The organism is Paracoccus isoporae (assembly GCF_900101865.1).
Classification (GTDB): Bacteria; Pseudomonadota; Alphaproteobacteria; order Rhodobacterales; family Rhodobacteraceae; genus Paracoccus; species Paracoccus isoporae.
In genome coordinates, this window is the sequence record NZ_FNAH01000001.1 from 263,845 (window position 1) to 290,655 (window position 26,811).

Here is a 26,811-nt window from a genome sequence, read left to right on the forward strand (position 1 = left end):
CCTCAGTTCAGCGTGTTGGCAACGTCGTTCAGCGCCGCTTCGGCGGCCAGGTAAGCTTCGGTCTGTGCGGTCCAGTCAGCCATCGCCTCCTGCCCCTCCGGCGGAAGCGCCTGCAATTCGTCAAGCGCCGTGGAGAGATCGCCCTGCGCGACGAGCGCTCCCGCGCGCGACAGCACCGCATCGGGATCGTCGCCCTCGCGCGGCTCGACCGAGCGGGCGCCGGTCTGCAAGCGCAGGAAGTTCCCGACCGCGCTGACGGCCCCGCCATTCGCGCCATCCGCCTGCAGCGAGGCCCGCAACGCCGCGCGCGAGGCTGCGTCATACCCCATCTGGACCTGATCCAGCGTCGGCAGATCTTCCTGCGCCAGCGGCTCGGGGACATCCACCCCGGCCTCCTCGAGCTGCTCCACGGCTTCGGTCGGCGAGCCGCCGCGTTCAAGCGCCGCGCCGAGTGCCGCGACCGAGGCCACGGCCTGTGCCCGCTGCGTCGCCGCATCGGCCTCCGACTGCACGGCCTCCAGCCGCTCCCGCGCGTCGGCCGCCGCGGCCTCGATGTCGGACCGGACCTGCTCGGCGTTCTGGGCGAGCGACTGCACGCGCTCGATCGCTTCGGGATCGACCTGCGGACGAGAGGTCAGCTCGGAAATCGTCTCCTCCTGCGCGGCGAGCCGCTGGCGCAGGGTTTCGATCTCCGCGGCAAGCGCGCTGCTGCCAGTGTCGGGACTCGCCGCGCTGACGGTCACCGCATCCGGCATCCGGTCCGCAGGCTGTGGCGCGGCTGCAGCTTGCGCCGAGAGCGCGCTTTCCAACTCCGCGATCTTGTCGGCCTGCGCCTGCAACGCCGCCTGCAATTCCGTGGTGGTGTCCGCGCCCTGTGGCATTTCCGCGATGATGTCCTGCGCCGCGAGTGCACCGGCTTCGCTGCCAGCAAGGCTGGCGGTCTCGGTCGCCTCGGACACGAGGCTGTCGCGGATCGCGCCGATCTCGGCTTGCGCCGCCTCGGTGGCCGCAGACACGGCTTCGGAGGTCACGCTGTCCAGATCCGGCTGCGGGCTGATCTGCGGCAGGACATAGACCGCCGCAGCCGCGCCCAGACCCGCCGCGACGACCCCGCCAAGCGCCAGGGGCCAGAAGCCGCCGCCGCCCGACTTTGAGTTCGCGGCAGATCCGAGGTCGCGCTCACGGACAGGGGTGCCAGCCGGTGCCGCGTTCGTCTCCGTGCGGCTGGCGGCGGTGCTGTCGGTCACGCGGCCAGCAGGCGCGGCTTTGTCCGCGTCCTTGGCGACCGCGGTTTTCGGCTGCGCGGCCTCGGTCTTGCCGTCCGGTTTCCCCACGAGCGTCGATTCGATCGGCTGGGACGGGGGGATGCGCGACACCGTCGTCTCGCCGGGTTCGGCCGGGGATGAGGTCACGACGGGCTTTTGCGATGGTGCCTTGGCCGTCCCGCCCGTCTTGGTCTCTGGCTTGGTGTCGTTCTTGCTGGATTTGCCGGACGTGGCCACGTGCTGTCCCCCTGAAACTGTTGCAGTCAGCAGAGAGGCCGACCGCGTCGAGGCGCAGTCTAGCGAGCACCCCTTCCCGCCTCAACCCACGGCGGGCGGCATCGTTCCGCCGGACGGCGCGGCACGGATGGCGTCGATCATGGACGGACGGTCAGGCCGCGCCGCGATGATCCGCCGCGCCGCGGGGCCGGTATAGGCGGCCTCGGCCGACTTGCTGATGGCGACGAGCGTCAGCGGGGCAGATGAGCCCGCCACTTGCGGGGACAGCAGGCTGGCGCTGCGCGGCGAGAATACCGGCAAGATGAGCGGGCGCGGCCCGTTGAGGAGGCGCATCGCCCCGGCGCTGAACGGTTGCGCCAACTGCTCATAGACAGCCATGGACGGAACCGGCAGCGCGCGGGCCCGATGCAGGCCATGAAGATGCAGCCAGTCGCGCCGCCCCTCTAGCATTGCAAGCAACCCCTCGGCGTCGCCCGGCCCCTCGATCACGTCGAACCCGGCCGCGCGCGCCGCGTCTGCGGTCTGCGGCCCGACGCAGAGCGCATGTCGCCCCATCGGCGGCCCGGCGAAGGGCACGGCATTGACCGAGGTGAAGATCAGCCCCGGCGCGGCGGCGATCCGCGCCGCATCGACGCGCAGCGGCGCGATCCGCAGGATCGGAGAGATCAGGCACTCCATCCCGTCCAGCTTCGCCGCGATGGCGCATGACTGCGCCTCGGGCCGGGTCAGAAGGCAGATCGGGGCGGTCATTGCGGCTCCGGGACTTGGGGGCTATCTGGTTAGCTATCGTTTTCGCGACGAGGATCGCAACCATGGCGCTGAGCTTCCTGGGCATCGAAAGCAGCTGCGACGACACCGCAGCCGCGGTGGTGCGCGGGGATGGCACGATCCTGTCTTCGGTGGTGGCCGGCCAGACGGAGCTTCACGCCGCCTTCGGCGGTGTGGTGCCAGAAATCGCCGCGCGCGCCCATACCGAGAAGCTGGATCATTGCGTCGAGGAGGCGCTGCACCTGTCCGGGCTGCGTCTGGCCGATCTGGACGGCGTGGCAGTCACCGCCGGGCCGGGCCTGATCGGCGGGGTGATGGCCGGGGTCATGCTGGCCAAGGGGATCGCTGCAGGAACCGGCCTGCCGCTTGTCGGCGTAAACCATCTGGCCGGGCACGCGCTGACCCCGCGGCTGACCGACCGGGTCGAATTTCCCTATCTGATGCTGCTCGTCTCTGGCGGACATTGCCAGTTTCTGCGCGTGGATGCGGCGGACGCCTTTCACCGGCTCGGCGGCACGATCGACGACGCGCCGGGCGAGGCGTTCGACAAGGTCGCGAAGCTTTTGGGCCTGCCGCAGCCCGGCGGACCGGCGGTTGAGGCGGAGGCCGCGAGCGGAGACCCGGCCCGCTTTGCCCTGCCGCGCCCGCTCCTCGATCGTCCCGGCTGTGACATGTCCTTTTCGGGCCTCAAGACCGCCGTGCTGCGGGCGCGGGATGATCTGGCCGCCGCGAGGGGCGGGTTGTCGCGTCAGGATCGGGCCGATCTCTGCGCCGGGTTTCAGGCCGCCATCGCCGACGTGCTGGCGGAAAAAACCCGCCGGGCACTTGCGCAGACGCGCACGCCCCTGCTGGCCGTGGCTGGAGGCGTGGCTGCGAATGCGCGGATCCGGGCCGATCTGGAGCAGGTGGCGCAGGATGGGGGTGCTGGTTTTCTCGCCCCGCCGCTGCGGCTGTGCACGGACAATGCGGCGATGATCGCCTGGGCCGGGATCGAGGCGTTCCGACTTGGACAGCGGGACGGGATGGCGCTTGCCGGCCGGCCGAGATGGCCGCTGGATCAGGCCGCCGCCCCGATGCTGGGCGCGGGCAAGCGGGGGGCAAAGGCGTGACGCCAGAGATGATGATCCTCGCCAGCAATCTGATCATCGCGCTGTGGTGCTACGGCGCGATCTACCCGACAATGAGGCCGCGGACGCTGGCCGCCCTGATCCGCGGCGACCTGCTGATGACCTCGCTGGCGCTGTGCATGGCGGGCGCGCTCTTTGCCGGGACCGGCACCCGCTTTGACATGCTCCTGTTCCGGGTCAACTGGTTCTGCTTCGCGCTGCTGACGCTGGCGGTGATCGAGGCGCCGCTGTTCATGTGGTTCTGCCGCAGATACGGGATCGAGCTGAAAGGGGAACGGCCATGATCAGCATCCTCGGTGGCGGCGCGTTCGGCACGGCGCTTGCCGTGGCCCTGTCGGGCAGCCAGAAGGTGACGCTGTGGTCGCGCCGTCTTCCGGTCGGGGGACAATCCCCGCGGCTGCCCGGCGTGACCATCCCGGCCGAGGTGCGGTGCACGGACAATCTCGACAGCGCGCTGAGCGAGACCGTCATCCTGGCCCTGCCCACGCAGGTACTGGGCGGCTTCGTCGGGGCGCATGGCGCATCGCTGGATGGCCGCACATTGGTCAATACCGCGAAAGGCATCGACCTGGAGAGCGGCGAATCGCCCTCTGGCCTGATCGCACGGGCCTGCCCCGATGCCCGGATCGCGACGCTGACCGGACCCAGCTTCGCGGTGGATATTGCGCGCGGCCAGCCGACGGCGCTGACGCTTGCCTGCGCGGACGAGGATATCGAGGATCTGCAACATGCGCTGTCCACGCCGGTGCTGCGGCTTTATCGCAGCGACGATCTGCGCGGGGCGGAGTTGGGCGGCGCGCTGAAGAATGTCGTCGCCATCGCCGCCGGGATCGCCATCGGGGCCGGGCTGGGGGAAAGTGCGCGCGCCGCGCTGATAACCCGCGGATTTGCCGAGATGACGCGCTTTGCCACCCGGCATGGCGCTCGGCCCGAGACGCTGGCCGGGTTGTCGGGGCTGGGCGATCTGGTCCTGACCGCGACCTCCACCCTGTCGCGGAACTACCGCTATGGCCACGCGCTCGGCGCCGGAAAGGCATTCGACGCCGCGATCACCGTCGAAGGCGCCAAGACCGCCCAGGCCGTCAGCCGCATTGCCGCTGCGCGCGGCATCGCAATGCCGATTGCCGATGCGGTTGCGGAGCTTGCCCAGGGCCGCGCCAGCGTGGCAGAGAGCATTCTGGAATTACTGCGCCGTCCGCTGAAGGAGGAATGATGCCGCTCTACGCCGTGATCTGCAAAGACAAGCCGGGCGCCCTGCCCATTCGTCAGGAAAACCGCCCCGCCCATCTCGATTACATCAACGAGACTGGCATCGTTTTTATGGCCGGCCCGTTGCTGGAGGATGGCGAGATGGCGGGATCTTTGGTGATCCTGGATGCGCCGGATCTGGAGGCGGCCAATGCGTGGGCCGCGGGCGACCCTTATGGCAAGGCCGGCCTGTTCGGCAGCGTCCAGATCAGCGAATGGAAGAAGGTCATCGGCTGATGGCATATTGGCTGTTCAAATCCGAACCAAACGTATTCGGCTGGGATGATCTGGTGGCCAAGGGCGAGACCGGCGAGGAATGGGACGGGGTGCGCAATTACCAGGCCCGCAACAATATGCGCGAGATGAAGCGCGGCGACCGGGGCGTGCTCTACCATTCCAATATCGGCAAGGAATGCGTCGGCGTGGTTGAGGTGGTGGCCGAGGCGCATCCCGATTCGACCACCGACGATGCGCGTTGGGACTGCGTCGATATCAAGGCGGTCGTGCCGCTGAAAACCCCGGTCACGCTGGATCAGGCCAAGACCGAACCGCGCCTGAAGGACATGGTGCTGGTGAACAATTCGCGCCTGTCGGTGCAGCCCGTGACCGAGGCCGAATGGGCGGTGCTGATGGAGTTGGGCGGTCTCGAGCCCGCCTGACGTGGGGCGCCTGCCCTAGCCGAGCCAGCCGCGCGCCAGTTCCGGCAGATCGTCATAATGGTCCAGCATGGCATCCGGCTTCAACCGCGCAATTTCCGTCCCCTCTGGCCCGAAGGAGACGAGCGCCACCCGTACCCCGGCGGCAGCGGCCGTCCTGACATCGGTGATCGTGTCGCCCAGCATGAAGGATTGCGCGACCGTGCCGCCGGCCCGCTCGACCGTGGCATGGTAGGCCACCGGATCGGGTTTGCGCACCGTCAGACTGTCCGCCCCGATCAGCACGGAGAACGCGTCACGCACGCCCAATTCAAGCAGCAGTTTATGGGCAAGCGCCTCGGGCTTGTTGGTGCAGACGGTCAGCGTGTGGCCATCACCCGCCAGCCGGGTCAGTGCCGCCTCGACGCCGGGATAGAGCCGCGTGTGCACGGCGATGGCGGCGTCGTAAGCGTCAAGCAGCAGGGGAAAATCGACCTCCTCGGCATCCGGCGGGATCAGCATGTCAGACGGCGCACGCCCATACCCCTCGCGCAGCATGGCCCGGCCACCGGAGAATGCGATGGCCGCATCCGCCACCGGGTCCAGCCCCTCCAGACCGCGCCGGGCCAGCACCTCGTTGGCCGATCCGATCAGGTCGGCGGCGGTGTCGGCGAGCGTGCCGTCGAGATCAAAGACAACCGTACCCGCCATGCTGTAACCTTTCGTAAACTCACGTGAAGCAGCAGCCCTTGCTGATCCGGTCGGCCAAGGGTTAAACCGCCTCGACGGAAACAGCAAATCAACAGACGGGCAGCATGTCGGCAGATCAGCAGAAACCAGATATCGCGGTTGTCATTCTCGCCGCCGGGCAGGGCAGCCGGATGAAGTCGGACCTGCCGAAAGTGCTGCACAAACTCGGCGCGGTGCCGATGGTCGGCCATGCGCTTGCCGCCGCGCGCAGCCTGGATCCGTCGCGGCTGATCGTGGTGGCCGGGCATGGCGCGCAGGCGGTCACGGACGCGGTCGCGAAACTTGACGATCAGGCCCGGATCGCGATGCAGACCGAACAGCTCGGCACCGGCCACGCCGTCGCGCAGACCCTGCCATTGCTCGACGGGTTCGAGGGGCGGGTGATCGTGCTCTACGGCGACACGCCCTTCATCAGCGAGGCCACGCTGAGTGATCTGTCCGGGCATGACGCCGAGATCGTGGTTCTGGGCTTCGAGGCGGCCGATCCCGGCCGTTATGGTCGCCTGGTCACCGATGCGGACGGAAATCTGGAACGCATCGTCGAGTTCAAGGATGGCGACGAGGCGACCCGCGCGATCCGGCTGTGCAATTCCGGGGTGATGGCGGTGGATGCGGCGATCCTTCGCCGCTTCATCGCGGATCTGAACAATGACAATGCCTCGGGCGAGTACTACCTGACCGACATTCCGGGCCTGGCCCGCGCGGCCGGCCACCGCGCCGCCGTTGTCACCTGCCGCGAGGAGGAGACGCTGGGTGTCAATTCGCGCGCCGAGCTGGCGCAGGCAGAGGCGATCTTCCAGTCCCGCCGCCGCGCCGAGGCGCTTGCCGATGGCATCACCCTGACCGCGCCGGAGACCGTTTGGTTCGCGCTCGACACCCATCTGGGACGCGACGCGATTATCGGGCCGAACGTCGTCTTCGGCCCCGGCGTCACCGTCGAAAGCGGGGCGGAGATCCTCGGCTTCTGCCATCTCGAAGGCTGCCATGTCTCGGCCGGGGCCACGGTTGGCCCCTTTGCCCGGCTGCGTCCCGGAGCGGAGCTGGGCGGCGATGCCCATGTCGGCAATTTCGTCGAGATCAAGAACACGGTGCTGGATGAGGGCGTAAAGGTCGGCCACCTGACCTATCTGGGTGACGCCCATATCGGCGAGCACACGAATATCGGTGCGGGGACGGTGACCTGCAATTACGACGGGGTGATGAAACACCGCACCGAGATCGGTCGCAATGCGTTCATCGGCTCGAACACGATGCTGGTCGCCCCGGTCCGCGTCGGCGACAACGCCATGACCGCATCCGGCTCGGTGATTACCGAAGATGTCCCGTCCGAGGCGCTCGGGCTGGGCCGGTCGCGGCAGGTGACCAAGGAAGGTCTGGCAAGCCGGATCATGCAATCGCTTCGTGAAGAAAGATCGAAAAGGGACAAATCCTGATGTGTGGCATTATCGGAATTCTCGGCAGCCATCAGGTCGCGCCGCAACTGGTTGAGGCGCTGAAGCGGCTGGAATACAGGGGATATGACAGCGCCGGCGTGGCGACGATCAACGCGGATGGCCAGCTTGACCGGCGCCGCGCGGTGGGCAAGCTGGTGAACCTGTCCGACAGGCTGGTGACCGATCCGCTGCCGGGGCAGTCCGGGATCGGCCATACCCGCTGGGCGACGCATGGCGCGGCGACCGAGGAAAACGCCCATCCGCATCATCGCGGCGGCATCGCCGTGGTCCATAACGGCATCATCGAGAACTTCAAGGAGCTGCGGGCGGAGCTGGTTGCCGCCGGATATAACCCGGAATCCGACACCGACACCGAAACCGTCGCCATGCTGACGGCGCGCCATCTCGATCAGGGCATGTCGCCGGTCGAGGCTGCCCGCGCCACCCTGTCCCTGCTGAAAGGCGCCTTCGCGCTCGCCTTCCTGTTCGACGGCGAGGCCGATCTGATGGTCGCCGCCCGCAAGGGCAGCCCGCTGGTCGTCGGCCACGGCGAGGGGGAGATGTTCGTCGGCTCGGACGCGATTGCGCTTGCCCCCTTCACTGACCGCATCACCTATCTGGAAGATGGCGATCATGTCATCGTGACCCGTGCCGGGGCCGAGATCTTCGACGCGGACGGCCAGCCGGTCAGCCGCGACATGGCCACGATCGATGTCGGCGCCACCGCCATCGACAAGGGCGGATACCGCCATTTCATGGCCAAGGAGATTGCCGAACAACCCGCCGTGCTGGGCGATGTGCTGAGCCACTACATCAAGGGCGACCGGATCGTGCTGCCGGACGGAATGGATTTTTCCGAGGTGGACCGGATCACGCTGGTGGCCTGCGGCACCGCCTATCTGGCGGGCTACGTGGCGAAATACTGGTTCGAGAAGCTGGCCGGCCTGCCCTGCGATCTGGATGTGGCCTCCGAATTCCGCTATCGCGAGCCGCCCTTGTCTGAGAAGAGCTGGGGCATCTTCGTCAGCCAGTCGGGCGAGACCGCGGACACGCTCGCCGCGCTGCATTATGCGCGCGGCAAGGTCGCCAAGACCGTCGGCGTGGTGAATGTCGGCACCTCGGCCATTGCGCGGGACACGGATACCGCCCTGCCGACCATGGCCGGGGTGGAGGTCTGCGTGGCCTCCTCCAAGGCGTTCACCTGTCAGTTGGCGGTGCTGGCGGTGCTGGCGCTGAAAGCGGCGCAGGATCGCGGGATGCTGGATGATGCCGCATTGGCCCGGCATCTGGCCGATCTGCGCGGGATCCCGGCGCTCGTCAACCAGGCGCTCAGCACGGCGGATGATTGCGAGAAGCTGGCCGAGTGGCTGTCGGAATCCGCCGATGTTCTGTTCCTGGGGCGCGGGCCCCTGTACCCGGTGGCCCTGGAAGGCGCGCTGAAGCTGAAGGAGCTGAGCTATATCCATGCCGAGGGCTATGCCTCGGGCGAGCTGAAGCACGGACCCATCGCGCTGATCGACCAGAACATGCCGGTGGTGGTGGTTGCGCCGCGCGACGAGCTGTTCGAGAAGACCGTCTCCAACATGCAGGAGGTCATGGCGCGGCACGGGCAGGTTCTTCTGGTGTCCGACGCCGCAGGGATCGAGGAGGCGGGCGACGGCATTCACGCGCCGCTGACCATGCCCACGGGCGGCGGACTCTTCCAGCCGATCGTCTACGCCGTGCCGATGCAATACCTGGCCTATTTCACCGCCGTCGCCAAGGGCACCGACGTGGACCAGCCACGCAATCTGGCGAAATCGGTGACTGTCGAGTAACCCCCGGCCCCTGTCTCTGAAAAGCGGGCGCGTCGGCTTTCGGGCCGGCGCGCTTTTTTATGCCTGCCGCGCGCAGATTTGGCTGCGGCTGGCGTCCACACCCCCGGCGAAGATCGGTCAGCGACGCATCAGGGCGATTGGCACGTCGTGTGCCGGAGTTTTCTCCCGAATCAACGCCTGTTTCCCCAACCATCTGCACGTTCGGGCAACTCTGCCATTTCGTTCATTTGGCTTCTCGGACGGGAATACGTCACGAAACGCCTTCAGTCTTTGGCATATTTAAATACAACTCATATTAATTTGCATGAATAGAAAGAAGACGAATGAGAAAATTACGATCCGGCGCTCCGATTTAAGTGAAAGCAATTCGCGATGCGTTGACATGAATCAAATTTGGTTAACGTAGGGTTAATAGCCATTTAGGCAGGTTAACATATTGTTGCGGCAGGTGTAAGAGAGCCTTACATAGCATTGTCGAACGGCCGGGTTGAAGCGCAATTCGGTTAACGAATTATGTGAGAGAGCAACTGGCGGCGGAGGGGTACGAAATGCCGGATCAGGTTATTACAAAGAATGAAACGGTCGATGGCGTGGATGTCACGACCATAACCGAAGCGCCCGAATACACGAATGACACGATTAAGTTCAGCCATGATGTGGTGATCGGCGCGCAGGATCCGGAAAAGGTCAACCTGGCGATCGTCATCGACCGGTCGTGGTCAACACTCATCAGTTCCGGCAGTGATCTTGATGGCGACAACTCCAATGATTCATTTATCGAGGCGCAGAAAATAGCCGCGAAGGAAATTGCGCAGAAATACATCGATCTCGGCTATGATCCGGCCAGCGTCAGCATCACGCTTGTCGATTTTGGAAGCTCCGGCAATGTGGTCGGGCGCTTTACCCTCGACAATCTCGCCGCCTACAATGACGCAGTCGACGATATCAGTGTCAGCGGATTTACCAACTACGCGGATCCGCTTGCCGAACTGAAGACCTACTGGGATGGGCTCAACTCCGATGGCGATCTCAGCAACGACATCGACCCGACCGCCAGCAACAACGTCATATTCATGTCGGACGGCGCGATGACGTCCACCAATAATCCCACAGATGAAGCTCAGGCGCTGACCAACGCCTACAGCACCAACATCACCGCGATCGGCTTGGGCAATGACAGCTCCACCACCGACCTGGATCTCGTGGACAATACCGGCGGGGCCGAGCAGATCACCGACATCTCCACGCTCGTCGATACTCTCACAGCCCCGCCGGACCTGCTGGACGTGGACAAGGTCGAGGTCACCTTCACCTATGAGGACCCGAACAACCCAGGCAGCACGCTGACGCAGACCGAAACCTACCTCGTGTCCGAGCTGGATCAGCTTCCCGACCGCTATGCGCTGACGGACGAAACTGTCGATCTGGTGCCGGACCCGCCGATCGGCACCAACATCACCATGGAGGTCAAGACCTACTTCAACAATGGCGGGGTCTCGATCAGCAGCGGCGCCATCACGGTGCCGGCCTTCATGTGCTTCTCCGCCGACACGCTGATCCTGACCGATCGCGGCGAGGTGCGGGCCGGCGATCTGCAGGCGGGCGACATGGTGCGCACCGTCGATCACGGCTTCCAGGAGATCCGCTGGGTCGGGTCGCGCAAGATCACCCCGAAACAGCTTCTTTCGCGTCCCAGCATGCGGCCGGTGCAGATTTCCGCCGGCGCGCTCGGCCCGCAGGTGCCGCAGCGCAGCCTGACCGTCTCGCCCCAGCACCGCATCCTGCTGACGCGCCGCTTCGACGACCGCGCCGCGCGCCACGACGAGGTGCTGGTCGCCGCCAAGAGCCTTGTCGGCGAGAAGGGGGTGAGCTGGGCCGAAATCGGGGACGGTGTGGAATATGTCCATATCGCCTTCAGCCGGCATGAGCTGATCTTCTCCGAGGGTGTCATTTCGGAAAGCCTCTATGCCGGTCCGCAGGCGCTGCGGATGCTGCTGCCCGAACAGCGCAAGGAGTTGCTGTCCATCTTCCCCGAATGGTCCGAGCCCGATTTCGAGCCGGTCGCCGCACGGCCGATCCCGAAAGGTGCCGATCAGCGCGAAATCGTCGCGCGGCTGTCGGTGATGAACATGCTCAGCCAGGAAAGCCGGACGGACCCCAGCCTCCACTGAACGGCCGGGCCGCGCACCCCCCAACGGGTCGCGGCCCCGCCACGGCAATCCGCCATCCCGCCACATGCGGCCGAGATGACGGGTTGGCGGCAATTGCGCATATCCCGCCCCCGGAAGACGAAGGTTGCGTTGCCTGCGACTCCGCGCCATGTCTGACGGGAGAAGGAGACCGCCATGCCCGTCAGGAACCGCTTTGCCGAGATGCTGCCCGAGATCATCGAATGGCGGCGCGATTTCCACGCCAATCCGGAACTGGGATATGACCTCGACCGCACCGCGGGGCGGGTGGCGGACCTGCTGCGCGATTTCGGTGTGGATGAAGTCTCCGAAGGCATTGGCCGGTCCGGCGTGGTCGGGGTGATCCGCGGACGGGACGCATCGAGCGGCCGGGTGGTCGGGCTGCGCGCCGATATGGACGCCTTGCCGATCAACGAGGCGACCGGGCTTGACTATGCCTCGACCGTGGCCGGAAAGATGCATGCCTGCGGGCATGACGGCCATACGGCGATGCTGCTCGGCGCGGCGAAATACCTGGCCGAGACGCGCAATTTCGACGGCACGGCCATTGTCATCTTCCAACCTGCGGAGGAGGGCGGCGCGGGCGGCAAGGCGATGATCGAGGACGGGCTGGCGGATCGCTGGAACATCCAGGAGTTCTATGCGCTCCACAACATGCCCGGCATTCCCGTCGGTCAATTCGCCATCCGCGAAGGCGGGATCATGGCGGCGGCGGACGAGTTCGAGATCGTCGTGACCGGCAAGGGCGGCCATGCCGCAAAGCCCAATGACTGCATCGACACGCTGCTGGTGGCGTCACAGATCATCGTGGCGCTGCAATCCGTCGTCGCCCGCAACGTCGATCCGCTGAAAAGCGGCGTGGTGTCCTGCTGCGCCATCGAGACCGACTCGACCGCGCATAATGTCATCCCCCAACAGGTTCGGATCAGCGGCACGGCGCGCAGCCTCGATCCCGAGATCCGCGACCTGCAGGCCGGGGCGATCCGACGCGTGGCGGAAAACACCGCCGCGGCCTTTGGCGCCACCGCGACGCTGGATTACCATTACGGCTACCCCGTCACCGTCAACCATTCCGAGCCGACGCGCCACGCGGCCGAGGTTGCACGCCAAGTCGCGGGCCAGGTCGATACGGAGGTCGCGCCGCTGATGGCCGGGGAGGATTTCAGCTTCCTGCTGAACACGCGGCCGGGCGCCTATATCTTCCTGGGCAATGGCGACACCGCCATGCTGCACCATCCGGAATACAACTTCACCGAGGACGCGATTCCGTCAGGGGCAAGCTGGCTGGCCGGGATGGTCGAAGCAAGGATGCCAGCCGGCTGACGCCTGCGCTCAACCGCCGGTATGGCTCATATGCCGGCTCATCTGGCCGGCGACCTTCTGGCGGGAATAGTCGAAATCATGGCCTTTCGGCTTGCGGCCGATGGCCTCTCGAATGGCATCTTCCAGCAGGGTGTCATCGGGTGCGGCGCGCAACGGGGCCCGCAGATCCGCGCGGTCTTCCTGGCCCAGGCACATGAACAGCTCACCCGTGCAGGTCACCCGCACCCGGTTGCAGCTTTCGCAGAAATTATGGCTCAGCGGGGTGATGAACCCGATCTTCTGGCCGGTTTCCGACAGCCGGACATAGCGCGCCGGCCCGCCGCTGCGTTCGGCCAGATCGATCAGCGTGTAACGCTCGGCCAGCCGTGCGCGCAGATCGGAGAGCGGCCAGTATTGGTCCAGCCGGTCCTCCTCGCCCATCTCGCCCATCGGCATGACCTCGATGAAGGTCAGATCGTGATCGTTCGCGGCGCACCATTCCACCAGCGGAAACAGCTCCTCCTCGTTGAAGCCCTTCAGCGCGACGGCATTGATTTTCACCCGCAGCCCGGCCGCCTTCGCCGCCGCGATCCCGTCCATGACCTGCGGCAGACGCCCCCAGCGGGTGATCGCGGCGAACTTTTCCGCATCCAGCGTGTCGAGCGACACGTTCACCCGCCGCACGCCGATTTCGGCCAGCTCATCCGCGTACCGGGCAAGCTGGCTGCCATTGGTCGTCAGCGTCAGCTCGTCCAGACCGTCGCCGAGATGGCGCGACACGGCGCGGAAAAACGACATGATGTTCCTGCGCACGAGAGGTTCACCGCCGGTGATCCGCAGCTTGCGCACGCCCAGACGGATGAAGCTGGAACACATCCGGTCCAGCTCCTCCAGCGACAGCAGGTCGCGCTTGGGCAGAAACTGCATATGCTCGGCCATGCAGTAGGTGCAGCGAAAATCGCAGCGATCCGTGACCGACACCCGAAGATAGGTGATCGGGCGGGCAAAGGGATCAATCAGCGGGGCCTGTTGCATGACTAGGAGATAGTGGCTCGGCAGCGATCCCGCAAGCGCGCCATTGCGCCGCCGCCATGTGGGGGATAGCCTGCCGGCAAAGATGCGCAGGAGCAGACCATGACCCGAACCACATCCGCCACGGCGCTCATCCTGACGGCGATGGTCCTGACGGCCTGCGGCGCGGGAGGAAACAGCGCCATCGTGTCGCGCAGCGAGGCAGAGCGGCGCGCCGCGGCAGCAGAGGCCACGCCGGCCCCGGCCCCCGCCGCCCCGTCACAGGCGGCGGTCGCAGCCGCCTCGCAATCGGCCAGTTCGGTCCTGCAAGGCGCGTCGCAAAGCGTGGCCTCGCTGGACACCACGACGGCCGAGGAGAAGGCCGCCGCCGCAGAACCCAGTTCCGGCGGCGGACGGCTGGGCACCACCGTCGCCTCGCTGGGGGATGCGACCGAGGGCGGGTTCTGGCTGAAGACGCCGCTCGTCACCGCGCCGGGCAAAGGACGGGTGGTCAATCCGGCCGACGGGAAATCGGCCAATGTCGATCTGCAACCGCTCTCCGGCGGCGGGGCGGGCAGCCAGATTTCGCTGGCCGCCATGCAGACGCTCGGCGTCCCGATTACCGATCTGCCGGAACTGGAAGTCTGGCAGAACTGAGCCATCCTGCGCGGCCCTGGCCGTGTCGCATCCTGTAACGATGCGTCATCTCGCGCCCTGCCTTCGGTTGCCGCAGCAAGCCAACGGGCGATGCGGGCCGCGCCGCCGCCGACGTAACCCGGTCCGGTGCCGACCCTAACGCTCTTCCGGCTCCGCCACGTCATCCTTCCGATCATGCGATCGGATAAGCTGCAGCACGTCGGTGCCCGCAAGCAGCAGCGTCGCCAGCACGACAAGCCCCAGATCAAGCTGCGGGACATGCCAGACGAGGATGCCGAGAAACAGCAGCAGCACGGCGAAGGCCATCAGCGCGAGAATTCGATCGGTCATGTCTTCTCCAGTCCTGTTGGTTCACTGCCTTCGGCCAAGGCGGTCTCGAGCCAGTTCGCGACCCGCAGCAGCCGCGCATCCTCGCCCTGCCGGCCGATCAACTGGACGCCCATGGGCAAGCCCCCCTCGTCGGCAAGCAGCGGCAGGGTCACGGCCGGCACGCCGCACAGGGTCCAGGCTCCGTTCATCGCGGGCGATCCGGTCGTGCCTTCCGCCAGCAGCGGGGCCGGGCCCGTGGCGGCGGGACACAGGATCGCATCGCAGCGGCTCAGCAGCTCTTCCAGCCCGGCATTGAGCACCTGCCGCCAGTCGAGCGCCGCGATATAGTCCCGTGCGAGGATCTGCTTGCCCTCATCGAGCGCGGCACGAAGCTGATCGGACATCTCCGCCCTGCCCCGCCGTTCGAGCGGGTAGTAGCATTTGGCCATTTCGGCCAGGTTGATGCAGCGGCGATACCCATCGGCCTCGGCAAAACCCGGCGGCGCGTCCACCTGCACCGCGCGATCACCAAGTGCCTCCGCAATCTCCGCAAGCGCCTCGACCATTCTCGGTTCCGCGCCGGGCCACGACATCACCGCGAGCAGCGGCGTCAGCGGCGGCTGCTGCCGCGCGGCATCAAGCAGCCGCGGGGCGGGGACCAGAAGGCTGTCCCGGTCCCGCGCATCATGGCCAGCCATCGTCTCGACCAGCAATGCGGCATCCGCGGTTGAGCGGGCAAACCCGCCGACCGTGTCCAGAAACGGCGACTGGGTCAGCACCCCGCCGCGCCCGATCATCCCGAAGCTCGGCTTGAAGCCAACGACGCCGCAGAACGAGGCCGGGCGGATGACCGAACCGGCTGTCTGCGTGCCGACGGCAAGCGGCACCTGCCCGGCGGCGACGGCCACGGCGGAGCCTGATGAGGATCCTCCGGGCGTGCGGGTAGCATCATGCGGGTTGCGGCTGGCAGATGGCTGCATGAAGGCCAGTTCCGTCGTCACCGTCTTGCCGATGATGACAGCCCCGGCCGCGCGCAGCCGCGTGACAAGCTGCGCATCCTCGCGCGGCACCCGACCCTTGCCGAGCGGGCTGCCATACTCGGTGGGCATCCCCGCCGTGTCGATCACATCCTTGATCCCCACTGGCACACCGTGCAGCGCCCCGGTCTGCGCCCCGGATTTGCGCCGCGCGTCAAGCGCGCGGGCCTGCGCCATGGCATGCTCGCCATCGACATGCGCCCAGGCTTTCAGCTCCGGCTCGGTCTCGGCAATACGCTTGAGACAGGCAGCCGTCGCCGCCTCGGCCGAGATCGCGCCAGAGGCGATCATGTCGCGCAGTTGAACCGCGCCAAGCGATGCCGGATCAGTTGCCATAGATCATATTCGGCAGGACAAAGACGATATCGGGCCAGATATACATGATCGCCATGGCGATGAAGACCATCGCCAGGAACGGCATCACCCCTGCGAATATCTGGGTCAGCTTCACCTCGGGCGGGGCGATCCCTTTCAGGTAATAGGCCGACATCGCCATGGGCGGCGTCAGGAAGGAGGTTTGCAGGTTCAGCGCCACGAGGATGCCGAAAAACAGCGGGTCGATCCCGAACATCGGCAGAAGCGGCAGGAAGATCGGCACGAAGATGATGATGATCTCGGACCACTCCAGCGGCCAGCCGAGCAGGAAGATGATCAGCTGTGCCAGAAGCAGGAATTGCAGCGGCGTCAGGTCCAGACTGCTGACGAATTCCGAGATGACATGCTCGCCCCCGAGATAGGAGAAGACCGAGCTGAACGTATACGACCCCACGAACAGCCAGCACACCATCGCCGTCGTCCGCACCGTCAGATACACCGACTCCCGCAGCCGCTGAAAGGTCAGCGCACGATAGAGCAGCGCCAGCAACAGCCCGCCAAGCGCCCCGATCGCGGCGGCCTCGGTGGGCGTCGCAAGCCCGAACAGGATGGAACCCAGCACCGCAAGGATCAGGAAGGCCAGCGGGAAGAAGGAGGTGACAAGCATCCAGATCAGCTTGCCGACAGGCACGCTCGGCACCTCATCCTCGCTCGGGCGCGGCGCGACGGAGGGCTGGATGATCGAGCGTCCGATGACATAGCTGAGATACAGCCCCACCAGCACCAGGCCGGGCAGCATCGCACCAGCGTAAAGCCGGACAATCGACACGCCCGACGCCGCCGCATAGACGATCAGCATGATCGAGGGCGGGATCAGGATGCCCAGCGTGCCGCCCGCGCAGATGATGCCGCTGGCGAAACGCGGATCGTAGCGCGCCTTCAACATGGCCGGCAGCGCCAGCAGCCCCATCAGCGTGACGACCGCGCCGACGATCCCGGTGGCGGTGGCAAACAGCGCACAGGTGATCAGCGCCGCCACCCCCATCGAGCCGGGCATCCGGCGCGACGCGATGGCCAGGGTCGAGAACAGCCGGTCCACGATATTCGCGCGTTCGACCACATAGCCCATGAACAGGAACAAGGGCACGGCGGTCAGCACTTCGTTCGACATCACCGTATAGGTCTGGTTGATGAAGAGGTCGAAGATGCGGTTGTTATAAAACCCCTCGAGCCAGGTCCATTGCTCGGTCAGCCAGCCGGCATCCTCTTCCAGCCGGTCATAGGCGCGCCACATGCGGCCCGCATCGAAATAGGCGTAGTAGCCGAACCCGATCCCCAGAGCCATCAGCGTGAAGGCAATCGGAAATCCCAGGAACACCAGAAGGATGAAGATGCCCAGCATCATCAGGGCGATCTGTGGATCGGTCACGTCTGGAACTCCAATTGGTTTGTTTCGGGTGCCGGGCGCCGCGCTGCGTCAGTCCACATGCACGCCGGCCCTGTCTTCCTGTTCACGCAGCAGAAGCTGCTCGGTCTCTTCGACATCCTCATCGGCCTCGATCCAGACCCCGTCGCGCATGGCGATGAAGCTGCGCAGCAATTGCGCGATGCCCTGGATGAACAGCAGGATCCCGGCGGCGACCAGGACCGACTTGAACTGATAGATCGGGATGCCGGCGGGGCTGTTCACGCTGACCTCGGCATATTGCCAGGAGCGGGCGGAATATTTCCAGCCCGACAGGATCAGCGCCGTGACGCCGGGGAAGAAAAACAGCAGATAGAGCACGAAATCCACCGCGCCCTGCACCCGCACCGGCCAAAGCCGATAGAGGAAATCGCCGCGCACATGGCCGCCGCGCGACAGCGTATAGGCCCCGCCCATCATGAACAGCGTGCCATACATGATGAAGGACACATCGAGCGACCACGCGGTCGGACTGCGCAGCACGTAGCGCACGAAGACCTCGTAGCTGACACCAATCGTCATCATCATGATGAGCCAGCCGAAAGTCTTGCCGAACCATGCCGAAAGCCGGTCGGCAAAGCGAATGAATGACAGCATGAGGGAAACTCCGCGAGTTGGCCCGCCCCGACAGATCAGCCTGACGGGACCGGCCGGTGCCAGTTACAGCTTCAGCTCGCCCGGAAAGAAGTGGTCATAGGCAAGGGCGTAATCGGGCTTGTCCATCAGCTCGTAATAGACGGTGCGCTTCACCCAGTCGCGCTGGCTGTCCATGATCTTCTTGATCATCTCGTCCTGCTCAAGCTGGGTGATCATCTCCGACCAGGCCTCAAGCTGGGCCTGAAGGATCCCCTCGGGCGTCTTGTGGATGGTGACGCCCGATTCGTCGCGCAGTTTCAGCAGGTCGGCCGAGTAATTGTCGAGCGCGAAAGCGGTGTTGTAAGTCGAGACCGCCTCGACCCCGTGTTCCAGAATCGCGCGCAGATCCGGCTCCAGATCCTCCATCACATCGCGATTGAACAGGAATTCGAACGCCTCGGCGGCCTGGTGGTAGGAGCCCATATAGTAGTTCTTGGCCACATCCTGCGCACCGAAGCGCAAGTCCGAGGACGGGTTGTTGAACTCGAACGCGTCGATCACCCCGCGCTCCATCGCGGGCACAATCTCGCCGCCGGGCAACTGGGCCACGGACATGCCCATGGATTGCAGCAGATCGGCGGCCAGACCGACCGTGCGGTATTTCATGCCGTTGATATCCTCGACCCCGCTGATCGGCTCCTTGAACCAGCCGAACGGCTGCGCGGGCATCGGGAAGGCCATCAGGCCGACGACGTTCAGCCCCATCTGATCCTGCGTCAGCTCGCGATACAGCTCACGCCCGCCGCCGGCATAGAACCAGCTCAGCATATTGTTCGGATCGCCGCCAAAGACCGGACCGGTGCCGAACAGAGACGCCGCCTTGTTCTTGCCGTACCAGTAGGCCGAGACCGAATGGGCGATGTCGATCACCCCGTCGCTGACCCCGTCCATCACCTGGAACGCGCCCACCACCGCGCCTGCGGGCAGCAGGTCGATCTGGATGCGGTCGCCCGACATGGCCTGCACGCGATCGACATATTGCTGCGCCATGGTCTGCCAGATATCGGATGCGGGCCAGCTCGTCTGCATCTTCAGCACCAGCGGCGACTGCGCGTTCACGGCCGGCGCGGCCAGAAGCGTGCTGGCGGCAGCCCCCCCGGCAATCGCACCGCCCCGGCGCAAGAACGAGCGGCGGTTCACGGACTTATCCTTGACGGATGTGGTGGTCATTTCATTCCTCCCAGATGAACAGATGCAGCTCTTCTTTTCCGGCTGCCTGACATGTCTGTACAAACTGCATTCCGATCGCCCTGTCTTGCAACAAGTTTTTTATAGAGCCGGATCGCAACGCAGGCGTTGAAGGACGAATTCGCCACGATAGCTGGCCAACGCCCCCGCGGCACCGCGCATCATCGCGATATAGTCTGATCTTTCATGGATCAGCGGCGGGTGCCGGGCTGCGCGCGCGCGCGGATCGGCAGCTTGCCGTCCAGACAACAGCCACCCGGTTTCCCGGCCATTCCCGGAGGCATACGCGGCGCCAAAGGAGAAGCACCGCACCGCGGGCATGTGTCGGAGATATTGCTTGGAAATGGTGCCCGGAGGCGGATTCGAACCACCGACACGCGGATTTTCAATCCGCTGCTCTACCAACTGAGCTATCCGGGCACGTCAGCCTTGGCTGAGGTGGGCCGTATTTACGCAAGCCAGAATGCAGTGTCTAGAGCCAAAAGCATCATTCCTCTTCGCGGGGCGCGTCGGGGGACACCGGCTCCCCCGGAATGACGTAGTCGCCCCGCAGCCAATGCGCCAGATCGACATCGGCGCAGCGCCTGGAGCAGAACGGGCGATAGGCCGCAACAGAGGGTTTCTTGCAGATCGGACAGTTTGCCATCAGCCCTGCTCCAACAGAAGCGCCAGCGGAACCCGGTCGCGCTTGCGTGTCAACTCGAACAGCCCCATCGCGGTCCAGCCGAGCAGAACCGCATCGCCGCCATCGCCGCGGAAAGATTTCTTCAGCTCCTGCTCCAGCGTGCCGCGCTCCCGCTTGGAGATCGGCGCGAAGTCGATGACGATCTGACCGCCGAGGCCGCGCAGCCGAAGCTGGCGCGGCAGGTCGCGGGCCAGGGCGATATTCGCCTTCAGCGCGGCCTTGGGCGAAGTGTCGGGGCCGGTATTCACGTCGACGGCCAGCAGGGCGCGGGTGGGCTCGATCAGCGCAAAGGCGCCGCCGGACAGGGACATGCGGGGCGACAGCAACGCGTCAACGCGGTCCGCGATCTCCTCGGGCATGTCGTCCGCGTCCTCGACGGCGTCCGGCTCCGGGTCCGACCAGTCCTGCCAGGCGGTCTCGGACGGGGTCGGCGCGTCCAGCAGGAGTTCCGGGGCCCCTTCCGCATCCGCGGAAATCGCCGTGGCCAGATCGATTATCTGCGAGAGTTCGGCGGCAATCTCCGCGTCCTCGGCCTCGGCGCAGGCGCTGCGCAGGATCAGCCCGGTCTCGCGCTCCGCCAGGACCGACTGCCCCAGCGATTGCAGCGCCGCGCGTCGGTCGGGATCACGGATCGAGCGCGAGATGTTCACGCCCGGCGCGGTTGGGGTGGCGATGCCGTAGCGGCCACGGATCAGCACCCGCGAGGTCAACGGCAGCGCCTTGCCCGGCTCGGCCGCGCCGCTGATCTGGACAAGCAGGTTCTGGCCTTCCCGCAGCCCGGAGCGGTCGCGCAGGTAGCCCGTGGCTCCGTCAGGCAGGCTTACGAACACGCCGCCCTGCCCCTTCATCAGCCGATTGACCCGACCGCGCAGGATGGCGCCGGGCGCAAATGCCTGAAGCCCCGCCGGATCGACCAGCAGGTCTTCCAGCCGTCCATCGACGACCAGGGCCGCCGCATCTCGCGACCCGAGCCGACCAAGCGCGATCTGATGTCCCTTCAACTCCGATCCCCTTCCTGCGCCGCGGACCCGGAAGCGGCCCGCAGCAATGTCGAGGTTTCCGCCAGGGGCAGGCCGACAACGGCGCTGAAGGATCCGCTGATCCAACTTACAAACGCCCCGGCGCGCCCCTGGATGCCGTAGCCGCCGGCCTTGCCCACCCATTCGCCGCTGTCGAGATACGCCGTGATCTCGGCCGCGTCGAGCGGCCGCAGCCGCACGATGGTTTCGACAAGCCGGCTCCATTCCTGCCCGTCGCTGCGCAGGCAGATCGCGGTCATCACCCTGTGCCGCCGCCCGGAGAGGAGCCGCAGGAACGCCCCCGCCTCGTCGCGGGAGGCCGGCTTGCCCAGTATCCTGCGCCCGGCCGTCACAACTGTATCGGCCGTGAGCACCATCTCGCCCGTCTCCAGCTTCAGTGCGGCGGCCTTTTCGGCAGCCATGCGCCGGACATAGTCGCGCGGCCGCTCGCCCGGATTTGGGGTTTCGTCGATATCGGCCGGGCGCACCTCGTCCGGTACCACGCCGATCTGGGACAGAAGGTCCAGGCGGCGCGGGCTGGCCGAACCGAGGATGAGGCGAGGTCTGGATAGATCGGGCATGTCCGGGCCAGAATTCAGTGACGCCACCGACCTAACCGGGATGGCGGGCATTGGGAAGCGAACCGGCGATCATCGGCCCTGCGGTCTGCCCGATTGCACCCGCATTGCCGGACTCCGCGTCACTTGAAGCGGTAATTGATCCGCCCCTTGGTCAGGTCATAGGTGTTCATTTCCACCTGAACCTTGTCGCCGGCCAGAACCCGGATGCGGTTCTTCCGCATCTTTCCTGCCATATGCGCGATGATCTCATGGCCGTTTTCAAGCTCGACCCGGAATGTCGCGTTGGGCAGGAGTTCCTTCACGACGCCTGGGAATTCGAGCATTTCTTCCTTGGCCATGGTCACTCCTTGACAGCGCTCCCGCATGACAGGCGGGCGCAGGTTAGATGCGTCCGTCAAGTCGGGTTTTCAAGGGAAAAATCGCGGAGGGCACCGTTTCGCGTCGTTCTCGTGACAAAAGCGGCGCTTTTTACGCGCCTCGGGTCTGGTTCGGATCGTGACAATCCCGTGACGGCGGTGATCGGGCGGTAACAAGGCCGGGGATGTCAGTCAGACAGGGCCTGCGCCAGATCCGGGGCCGCGTCAGTCCCTTCCATTGGCGTCGCACCGTTGAGGTCAGATCGGAACTGGTCCGGCAGGGAGGCGTCGCCGATCGGCGGCTCGGCGAGCAGGTTTTGCGAGGCCTCGGGGACGGACCCATCTCCGGCCGCGTCAAAAACATTCTCGGGCGCGGCTGCATGGTCATCGGCAGGCTGCGCGGCTGTCAGTTCGCCGGGCGCAGTCGCAATTGGCCCCGGCCCCGCGCTCTCGCTCTCGGGCGTCTTGACCGCCGCAGACTGGATACGGATCGCCCGGTAGCCGTGAAACGCGCCCAGCTTTCCGCGCGCCACGATTCCGCCTGCACTGGTTTCCAGCCAGGCAGAGGTCATCACGCCGGGCGGCAGCTTCAATTCCACCCCGTCCTTGAGGGCGCGGATCTCACGCAGCGACATGCGACGGCGGCACAATATGGCGTTCAGCATGATCGGGATCTCGCGGACCGATATGGCCCGATATGCGCCGCCTTGCGGCGCTGCGCGATCTGCATCGGGTTGCCCGCGATATGCTTTCGGCGGTTGCGCGGCGCCAGCCTCTCCGGCCGGAAGAAACGCAATGAACCGCCCGTCGCGCGTGATGCCGTCGCCGAGCCGGGCCGTCAGCGCAAGGTGATGATACGCCCCGTCCTCCAGCAGCAGGCCAAGGGTGTCAGGCGCTGCGACCTGGCTGGCGAATCGGAATGTCGTCAGGTCCGCCATCTGCGGCATCGGGGCGAGATCGCGCGACAGGCCGGCCAGCACCGCATTGACGAGTTCGGCGCAAAGCGCCGCGTCAGTGCGGGTCGGATGCCGGTCGCGCGGAGACGCATCGCCGATCCGGCCTGTTGCCTGGATTTCGATCACCGAGGCAAGCAGGCGCGGGCAGATCGCCACCACGCCGACCGCGCCGGTGGCGTCTTCGACCAGCAGGATCAGCGCCCGCTCCGGCAACAATTCCCCGATCTCGGCCGCCGAGGCCCGCCCGACACTGACCATGACCGGCCTTGCGGGCTGGTCGAAGGCACGCTGCGCGACTTGCATGAAGACGGAGGCGAAGATCCGCTCCGGCGTGGCCGAGACCGGCAGAGCCGATTCCGGCGGCGATGCGGGACGCGCGGAGCCGCGGAGAAGATGGCGGGCAAGTGCTATGGCGGTCGGTGACCGCTGGCCGGGAACCCTGCCCGCAGCCCCAGCCACGTCGCGCCTGTTCGTCTCAGCCGTCACGATATACCGCCCGCATCGCTCATATGCACCGCAAACCTGCACGACGCAGCTTTATTTTCGGTTTACGGAGCTGCACCGAAATCCGGCGGATGCTGCGGCAGGTCCAGCCGGAACGCGGCGCCGTCATGCCCCGGCAGATAGGTGATCGAGCCGCCGAGCGCGTCCATCACGTTGCGCGAGATCGCCAGGCCCAGCCCGGCCCCGCCCGCCCGCGAGGGATCGTTCAGCCGGGCGAATTTCTCGAAGATCATGTCCTGCTGGTCTGCGGCGATGCCGGATCCGTTATCCATGATGTCAATCTGTGCCCCGCCGCCCGCCTGGCGGACCCGGATGGTCAGGCGCGGCCGGGCCGCGTCGCAGTATTTCCGCGCATTCCCGATCAGGTTGATGAGCACCTGCAACAGCCGGTCGGGATCGGTGATGACCATCAGATGCTCGGCCGGCAGATCACGGTCGACGGTCATGCCCTGATCCTGGCTGGCGGCGGAGCTCGCCTCCAATGCCCGCGAGATGAGCTGGTGCAGATTGACCACCGCCGGCGACAGCCGGGCACGGCCGCTTTCCAGCACCGACAGGTCCAGCAGATCATCCAGCAGCCGCGTCAGCCGCGACGCTTCGTCATGGATGATCCCCGCAAAGCGCGCCCGGTCATCCGCCGCAATATCCGGCAGCTTCAGCAACTCGGAAAACGCCCGCACCGAGGTCATCGGCGTGCGCAACTCATGGCTGATCTGGCCCAGGAAGGCGTCCTTCTGCACTGACAACGCCGAGAGCCGGTCATTGGCTTCCTGGAGTCGGCGGGCGGTTCGGGCCAGCTCGTCGGAATCGTCCTTGAGCTGTTGTGCGCGCTGCTTGGCGCGCTGCGCCTCGCCTGCCACCTCCATCAGCTCGGCCATGGTGGTCGGACGCTGACCGGCAACCTGCGCCAGCATGGCATGCGCCGTGGCGGTGCCGACCGCGCCGGCAAGCCTGCGCTCCAGCCGCGACAGGAAACCCGCATTCACATCCGGCAGGAATCCCGATTTGCCTTGCCGCTCGGCCTCGGCGCGGAAGACGCGCAGCGCCTCGTCCCCGCCCCAGACCCGCCGCGCGAGCGCCAGCAGCGCCTCGGCCCGCGCCGCGCCATCGGATCTGGGCGGGGCGGCGGCCGCGGCGGCCTCCGGTGCGACGGCATGCACGAAGGACAACGCCTGCAGGCGTTCCTGCGGATCGGGCAGCGTGATGAGCGATACCGAGGTGAACAGCACGGTGTTCAAACCCAGCGAAATGAAGACCGCCGCGGCCAGCGGGTCAACCGGGCCGAAATGAAGTTCCGAGGATACGCCGAGCGAGGGCAGGAACACCAGGGCCATCCAGACCGTCCCCCCGGCCGAGATCCCGGCATAGGCCCCCATCCGCGTCGCCCCCCGCCACAGCAGCCCGCCCAGCATGGCGGGCAGCAACTGCGCCACGCCGACAAAGGCCACCGTTCCCATCGCCGCAAGCGCCTGCCCTCCGCCCACCGCCTGATAGCCCGCGCCCAGCCCGATCACCGCCAGGATCGCGATACGGCGCGACGCCAGCAACGGGCCGCGAATATCGGCCTGAACGGTGTCGGAGGGATCGACGCGGCGCAGCGCAAGGATCATCGGCACCAGCCAGTGGTTGGAAATCATCGTGGCAAGCGCGATCGCACTGATGATGACCATCGAGGTCGCGCTGCTCAGCCCGCCCAGAAATACCAGCAGCGCCAGGCCGTCGGCCCCCTGCGACATCGGCAGATGCAGCACGTAGAGATCGGCTGAGACATTTGCCGGCAAAAGATCCTGCCCGACAACGGCAATCGGCAGCACGAAGAGCGACATGGCCAGCAGATAGGCCGGGAAAGCCCAGGCGGCCGAGCTAAGCGGAGATTCGTCGGCAGGCTCGATCACCATGACCTGAAACATGCGCGGCAAGGTCAGCACCGCGGCTGCGGACACGGCAATCAGCGCCGTCCAGCGATCCGGGCGCAACGCCCAGCCTTCCGCCTCGGCAGAGGCGGCATGCTCCGCGATGCGGCTCAGCAGATCGGCCGGACCGCCCGCCAGCCCCCAGACCACCCAGATCCCGAGCGCCAGGAACGCGACCAGCTTGACCACCGCTTCAACGGCGATGGCCATCACCACGCCGTGATGGCGCTCATCTGCGGCGAGGTTGCGGGTGCCGAACAGGATGGTGAACACGGACAACCCGCCCGCGACCCACAGATCCAGCCGTCCCGGCAGCGTGTCGCCGGGGCCGAAAGCCGCGAAGGACAGCGCGATGGATTGCAGTTGCAGGGCCAGATACGGGGTGGCGGCAATCAGCGCGATCAGCGTGATGAGGGCGGCGAGCGGATTGGACTTGCCGAACCGGGCCGAGATCAGGTCGGCCACCGATGTGACGCGGTGCATGCGCGACACCCGCACCAGCCGGCGCAGCCCCCACCAGCTTCCGGCCAGAACCACGGTCGGGCCGAGGTAGATTGTGGCGAATTCCAGCCCGCTCCGACTGGCATTGCCGACCGCGCCGTAAAAGGTCCAGGCCGTGCAGTAGACCGACAGCGACAGCGTGTAGACGACCGGGCGATCGGTCCAGCCGGTGCGGCCGCGCGCCGCCGCCCGATCCGCCGCCCAGGCCACTCCGAAGAGCAGCCCGACATAGATCAGCGCCGCGACGACAAGCGCATCGAAGCTCATGCGTCAGGGTCCGCCGGTTTCGGCTTGCGCGCCAGCCGCCGATGCAGCAGCGCCGAGGCGATGACCACGGTGAGCCACAGCGAGAAGATCCAGATCACCCCGCCTGCCCCCGATAACGCCGCCGGTGCCAGCCAGACCGGCACCAGCAGGGCGCACAGCGTCACCACCGGAAACAGCTTCGCCGCATCGCCCAGCCTGCGGCGGCGATAGGCGCTGCGTTCGAGAAAGATCGGGCGGTCGGAGGGCAAGCTCATCGAGGCGCCCCCAGCATGTCCCGGACGATCCGGCGCAGCTCGTCATTGTCGAAGGGCTTGGCCAGCACCCGGTCCGCCTTGCTTGAGGAGATCCCGCCGCGCCCGGACATTCCGCGCGCGGTCAGCATCAGCACCGGCAGATGGCGGAGCGCATGATCCGCCCGCAGCGCCTCCAGCACCTCCAGGCCGGAGCGGGCGGGCAGCATCACGTCCAGCACGATCAGCTTCGGCCGCAGGTGGGCAATCTGCGACAGCGCCTCGCCACCCTCGTGCCAATGCGCCAACGACCAGCCATCACGCGACAGGATGAAGCGGACCGCCTCGGCAATATTGGGCTCGTCCTCGATCAGCAGAATATCGATGACATGAGACATGCGCGGCCCCTC

At 66.2% G+C, this 26,811-nt stretch carries 27 protein-coding genes and 1 tRNA gene; 10 read left to right on the forward strand and 18 right to left on the reverse strand.

Annotated elements, in window-relative coordinates; all coding sequences use genetic code 11:
- Positions 1–2: 2 nt before the first annotated feature.
- Entirely contained in the window at positions 3–1,502 is a 1,500-nt protein-coding gene (locus BLT73_RS01285; protein ID WP_090520151.1) for a COG4223 family protein, read from the reverse strand.
- An 81-nt stretch (positions 1,503–1,583) separates the two neighbouring features.
- Entirely contained in the window at positions 1,584–2,252 is a 669-nt protein-coding gene (locus tag BLT73_RS01290) for a uroporphyrinogen-III synthase (protein WP_090520152.1), read from the reverse strand.
- 62 nt (positions 2,253–2,314) lie between these two features.
- Here BLT73_RS01290 and tsaD point away from each other — a divergent pair, with 62 nt between their 5' ends.
- The 5 genes from tsaD to BLT73_RS01315 are packed head-to-tail and all read left to right on the forward strand — an operon-like array spanning position 2,315 to position 5,304.
- Positions 2,315–3,379 carry a tRNA (adenosine(37)-N6)-threonylcarbamoyltransferase complex transferase subunit TsaD gene (gene tsaD / locus BLT73_RS01295; protein ID WP_090520154.1) on the forward strand — a complete coding sequence of 355 codons (1,065 nt, stop codon included), beginning with the start codon at positions 2,315–2,317 and terminating at the stop codon, positions 3,377–3,379.
- Positions 3,376–3,681 carry a hypothetical protein gene (locus BLT73_RS01300; protein ID WP_090520156.1) on the forward strand — a complete coding sequence of 102 codons (306 nt, stop codon included), beginning with the start codon at positions 3,376–3,378 and terminating at the stop codon, positions 3,679–3,681. Before tsaD ends, BLT73_RS01300 begins: the two co-directional genes overlap by 4 nt.
- Positions 3,678–4,610, forward strand: coding sequence for an NAD(P)H-dependent glycerol-3-phosphate dehydrogenase (locus BLT73_RS01305; protein WP_090520157.1), 933 nt, complete (start codon positions 3,678–3,680; stop codon positions 4,608–4,610). Before BLT73_RS01300 ends, BLT73_RS01305 begins: the two co-directional genes overlap by 4 nt.
- Positions 4,607–4,882 carry a YciI family protein gene (locus tag BLT73_RS01310; protein WP_090520159.1) on the forward strand — a complete coding sequence of 92 codons (276 nt, stop codon included), beginning with the start codon at positions 4,607–4,609 and terminating at the stop codon, positions 4,880–4,882. The genes BLT73_RS01305 and BLT73_RS01310 overlap by 4 nt, the downstream gene beginning before the upstream one ends.
- Positions 4,882–5,304 carry an EVE domain-containing protein gene (locus tag BLT73_RS01315; RefSeq protein ID WP_090520160.1) on the forward strand — a complete coding sequence of 141 codons (423 nt, stop codon included), beginning with the start codon at positions 4,882–4,884 and terminating at the stop codon, positions 5,302–5,304. Before BLT73_RS01310 ends, BLT73_RS01315 begins: the two co-directional genes overlap by 1 nt.
- A 15-nt stretch (positions 5,305–5,319) precedes the next feature.
- On the opposite strand, the gene BLT73_RS01320 is transcribed toward BLT73_RS01315, so the two are convergent.
- A complete protein-coding gene (locus tag BLT73_RS01320) occupies positions 5,320–5,991 on the reverse strand; it encodes an HAD-IA family hydrolase (protein WP_090520162.1) in 672 nt (223 codons plus the stop codon).
- Positions 5,992–6,095: 104 nt separating this feature from the next.
- Between BLT73_RS01320 and glmU the strand changes: the two genes are divergently transcribed.
- The 4 genes from glmU (at position 6,096) to BLT73_RS01340 (ending at position 12,792) form a co-directional block, all read left to right on the forward strand.
- Positions 6,096–7,463: a bifunctional UDP-N-acetylglucosamine diphosphorylase/glucosamine-1-phosphate N-acetyltransferase GlmU gene (gene glmU, locus BLT73_RS01325; RefSeq protein WP_090520164.1), complete on the forward strand. Its 1,368-nt coding sequence runs from the start codon at positions 6,096–6,098 to the stop codon at positions 7,461–7,463.
- Positions 7,463–9,280, forward strand: a complete 1,818-nt coding sequence (gene glmS, locus BLT73_RS01330) for a glutamine--fructose-6-phosphate transaminase (isomerizing) (protein WP_090520165.1) — start codon at positions 7,463–7,465, stop codon at positions 9,278–9,280. The genes glmU and glmS overlap by 1 nt, the downstream gene beginning before the upstream one ends.
- Positions 9,281–9,828: 548 nt before the next feature.
- Positions 9,829–11,451 (forward strand): Hint domain-containing protein, encoded by a 1,623-nt coding sequence (locus tag BLT73_RS01335; RefSeq protein WP_090520167.1) that lies wholly within the window; start codon positions 9,829–9,831, stop codon positions 11,449–11,451.
- 174 nt (positions 11,452–11,625) lie between these two features.
- Positions 11,626–12,792, forward strand: a complete 1,167-nt coding sequence (locus BLT73_RS01340; RefSeq protein ID WP_090520169.1) for a M20 aminoacylase family protein — start codon at positions 11,626–11,628, stop codon at positions 12,790–12,792.
- Between the two features lie 9 nt (positions 12,793–12,801).
- Here the strand turns inward: BLT73_RS01340 and moaA are convergent, their stop codons facing one another.
- A complete protein-coding gene (gene moaA / locus BLT73_RS01345) occupies positions 12,802–13,806 on the reverse strand; it encodes a GTP 3',8-cyclase MoaA (protein WP_090520171.1) in 1,005 nt (334 codons plus the stop codon).
- Positions 13,807–13,905: 99 nt separating this feature from the next.
- On the opposite strand from moaA, the gene BLT73_RS01350 reads away from it, so the two are divergent.
- On the forward strand, positions 13,906–14,439 hold the full coding sequence (locus BLT73_RS01350; protein WP_245726895.1) for a hypothetical protein: 534 nt from the start codon (positions 13,906–13,908) through the stop codon (positions 14,437–14,439).
- A gap of 135 nt (positions 14,440–14,574) precedes the next feature.
- Here the strand turns inward: BLT73_RS01350 and BLT73_RS01355 are convergent, their stop codons facing one another.
- From BLT73_RS01355 to BLT73_RS01420, 14 genes are all read right to left on the reverse strand, one after another.
- Positions 14,575–14,769, reverse strand: coding sequence for a hypothetical protein (locus BLT73_RS01355; RefSeq protein WP_090520173.1), 195 nt, complete (start codon positions 14,767–14,769; stop codon positions 14,575–14,577).
- Positions 14,766–16,121 (reverse strand): amidase, encoded by a 1,356-nt coding sequence (locus BLT73_RS01360; RefSeq protein ID WP_090520175.1) that lies wholly within the window; start codon positions 16,119–16,121, stop codon positions 14,766–14,768. The genes BLT73_RS01355 and BLT73_RS01360 overlap by 4 nt, the downstream gene beginning before the upstream one ends.
- Complete coding sequence (locus BLT73_RS01365; RefSeq protein ID WP_090520177.1) at positions 16,111–17,529, reverse strand: TRAP transporter large permease; 1,419 nt, start codon at positions 17,527–17,529, stop codon at positions 16,111–16,113. The genes BLT73_RS01360 and BLT73_RS01365 overlap by 11 nt, the downstream gene beginning before the upstream one ends.
- A 48-nt stretch (positions 17,530–17,577) precedes the next feature.
- The gene (locus BLT73_RS01370; RefSeq protein ID WP_090520179.1) at positions 17,578–18,162 is read right to left on the reverse strand and encodes a TRAP transporter small permease subunit; all 585 of its coding nucleotides are present in this window, start codon (positions 18,160–18,162) and stop codon (positions 17,578–17,580) included.
- Positions 18,163–18,225: 63 nt separating this feature from the next.
- The gene (locus tag BLT73_RS01375; RefSeq protein WP_090520182.1) at positions 18,226–19,371 is read right to left on the reverse strand and encodes a TRAP transporter substrate-binding protein; all 1,146 of its coding nucleotides are present in this window, start codon (positions 19,369–19,371) and stop codon (positions 18,226–18,228) included.
- A 362-nt stretch (positions 19,372–19,733) separates the two neighbouring features.
- Positions 19,734–19,809, reverse strand: a tRNA-Phe gene (locus tag BLT73_RS01380).
- 67 nt (positions 19,810–19,876) lie between these two features.
- Positions 19,877–20,035: a DNA gyrase inhibitor YacG gene (locus BLT73_RS01385; protein ID WP_090520183.1), complete on the reverse strand. Its 159-nt coding sequence runs from the start codon at positions 20,033–20,035 to the stop codon at positions 19,877–19,879.
- Positions 20,035–21,075 carry a ribonuclease E/G gene (locus BLT73_RS01390; RefSeq protein ID WP_090520185.1) on the reverse strand — a complete coding sequence of 347 codons (1,041 nt, stop codon included), beginning with the start codon at positions 21,073–21,075 and terminating at the stop codon, positions 20,035–20,037. The genes BLT73_RS01385 and BLT73_RS01390 overlap by 1 nt, the downstream gene beginning before the upstream one ends.
- Positions 21,072–21,674, reverse strand: a complete 603-nt coding sequence (locus BLT73_RS01395) for a Maf family protein (RefSeq protein ID WP_090520186.1) — start codon at positions 21,672–21,674, stop codon at positions 21,072–21,074. The genes BLT73_RS01390 and BLT73_RS01395 overlap by 4 nt, the downstream gene beginning before the upstream one ends.
- Before the next feature lie 119 nt (positions 21,675–21,793).
- Positions 21,794–22,012: a translation initiation factor IF-1 gene (infA, locus tag BLT73_RS01400; RefSeq protein WP_010397442.1), complete on the reverse strand. Its 219-nt coding sequence runs from the start codon at positions 22,010–22,012 to the stop codon at positions 21,794–21,796.
- Positions 22,013–22,218: 206 nt separating this feature from the next.
- Complete coding sequence (locus tag BLT73_RS01405; RefSeq protein WP_143025603.1) at positions 22,219–23,445, reverse strand: FliM/FliN family flagellar motor switch protein; 1,227 nt, start codon at positions 23,443–23,445, stop codon at positions 22,219–22,221.
- 89 nt (positions 23,446–23,534) lie between these two features.
- Positions 23,535–26,171 carry an ATP-binding protein gene (locus BLT73_RS01410; RefSeq protein ID WP_090520190.1) on the reverse strand — a complete coding sequence of 879 codons (2,637 nt, stop codon included), beginning with the start codon at positions 26,169–26,171 and terminating at the stop codon, positions 23,535–23,537.
- Positions 26,168–26,425, reverse strand: a complete 258-nt coding sequence (locus tag BLT73_RS01415) for a hypothetical protein (protein ID WP_090520192.1) — start codon at positions 26,423–26,425, stop codon at positions 26,168–26,170. Before BLT73_RS01415 ends, BLT73_RS01410 begins: the two co-directional genes overlap by 4 nt.
- A complete protein-coding gene (locus BLT73_RS01420) occupies positions 26,422–26,799 on the reverse strand; it encodes a response regulator transcription factor (RefSeq protein ID WP_090520194.1) in 378 nt (125 codons plus the stop codon). Before BLT73_RS01420 ends, BLT73_RS01415 begins: the two co-directional genes overlap by 4 nt.
- Positions 26,800–26,811 lie beyond the last annotated feature (12 nt).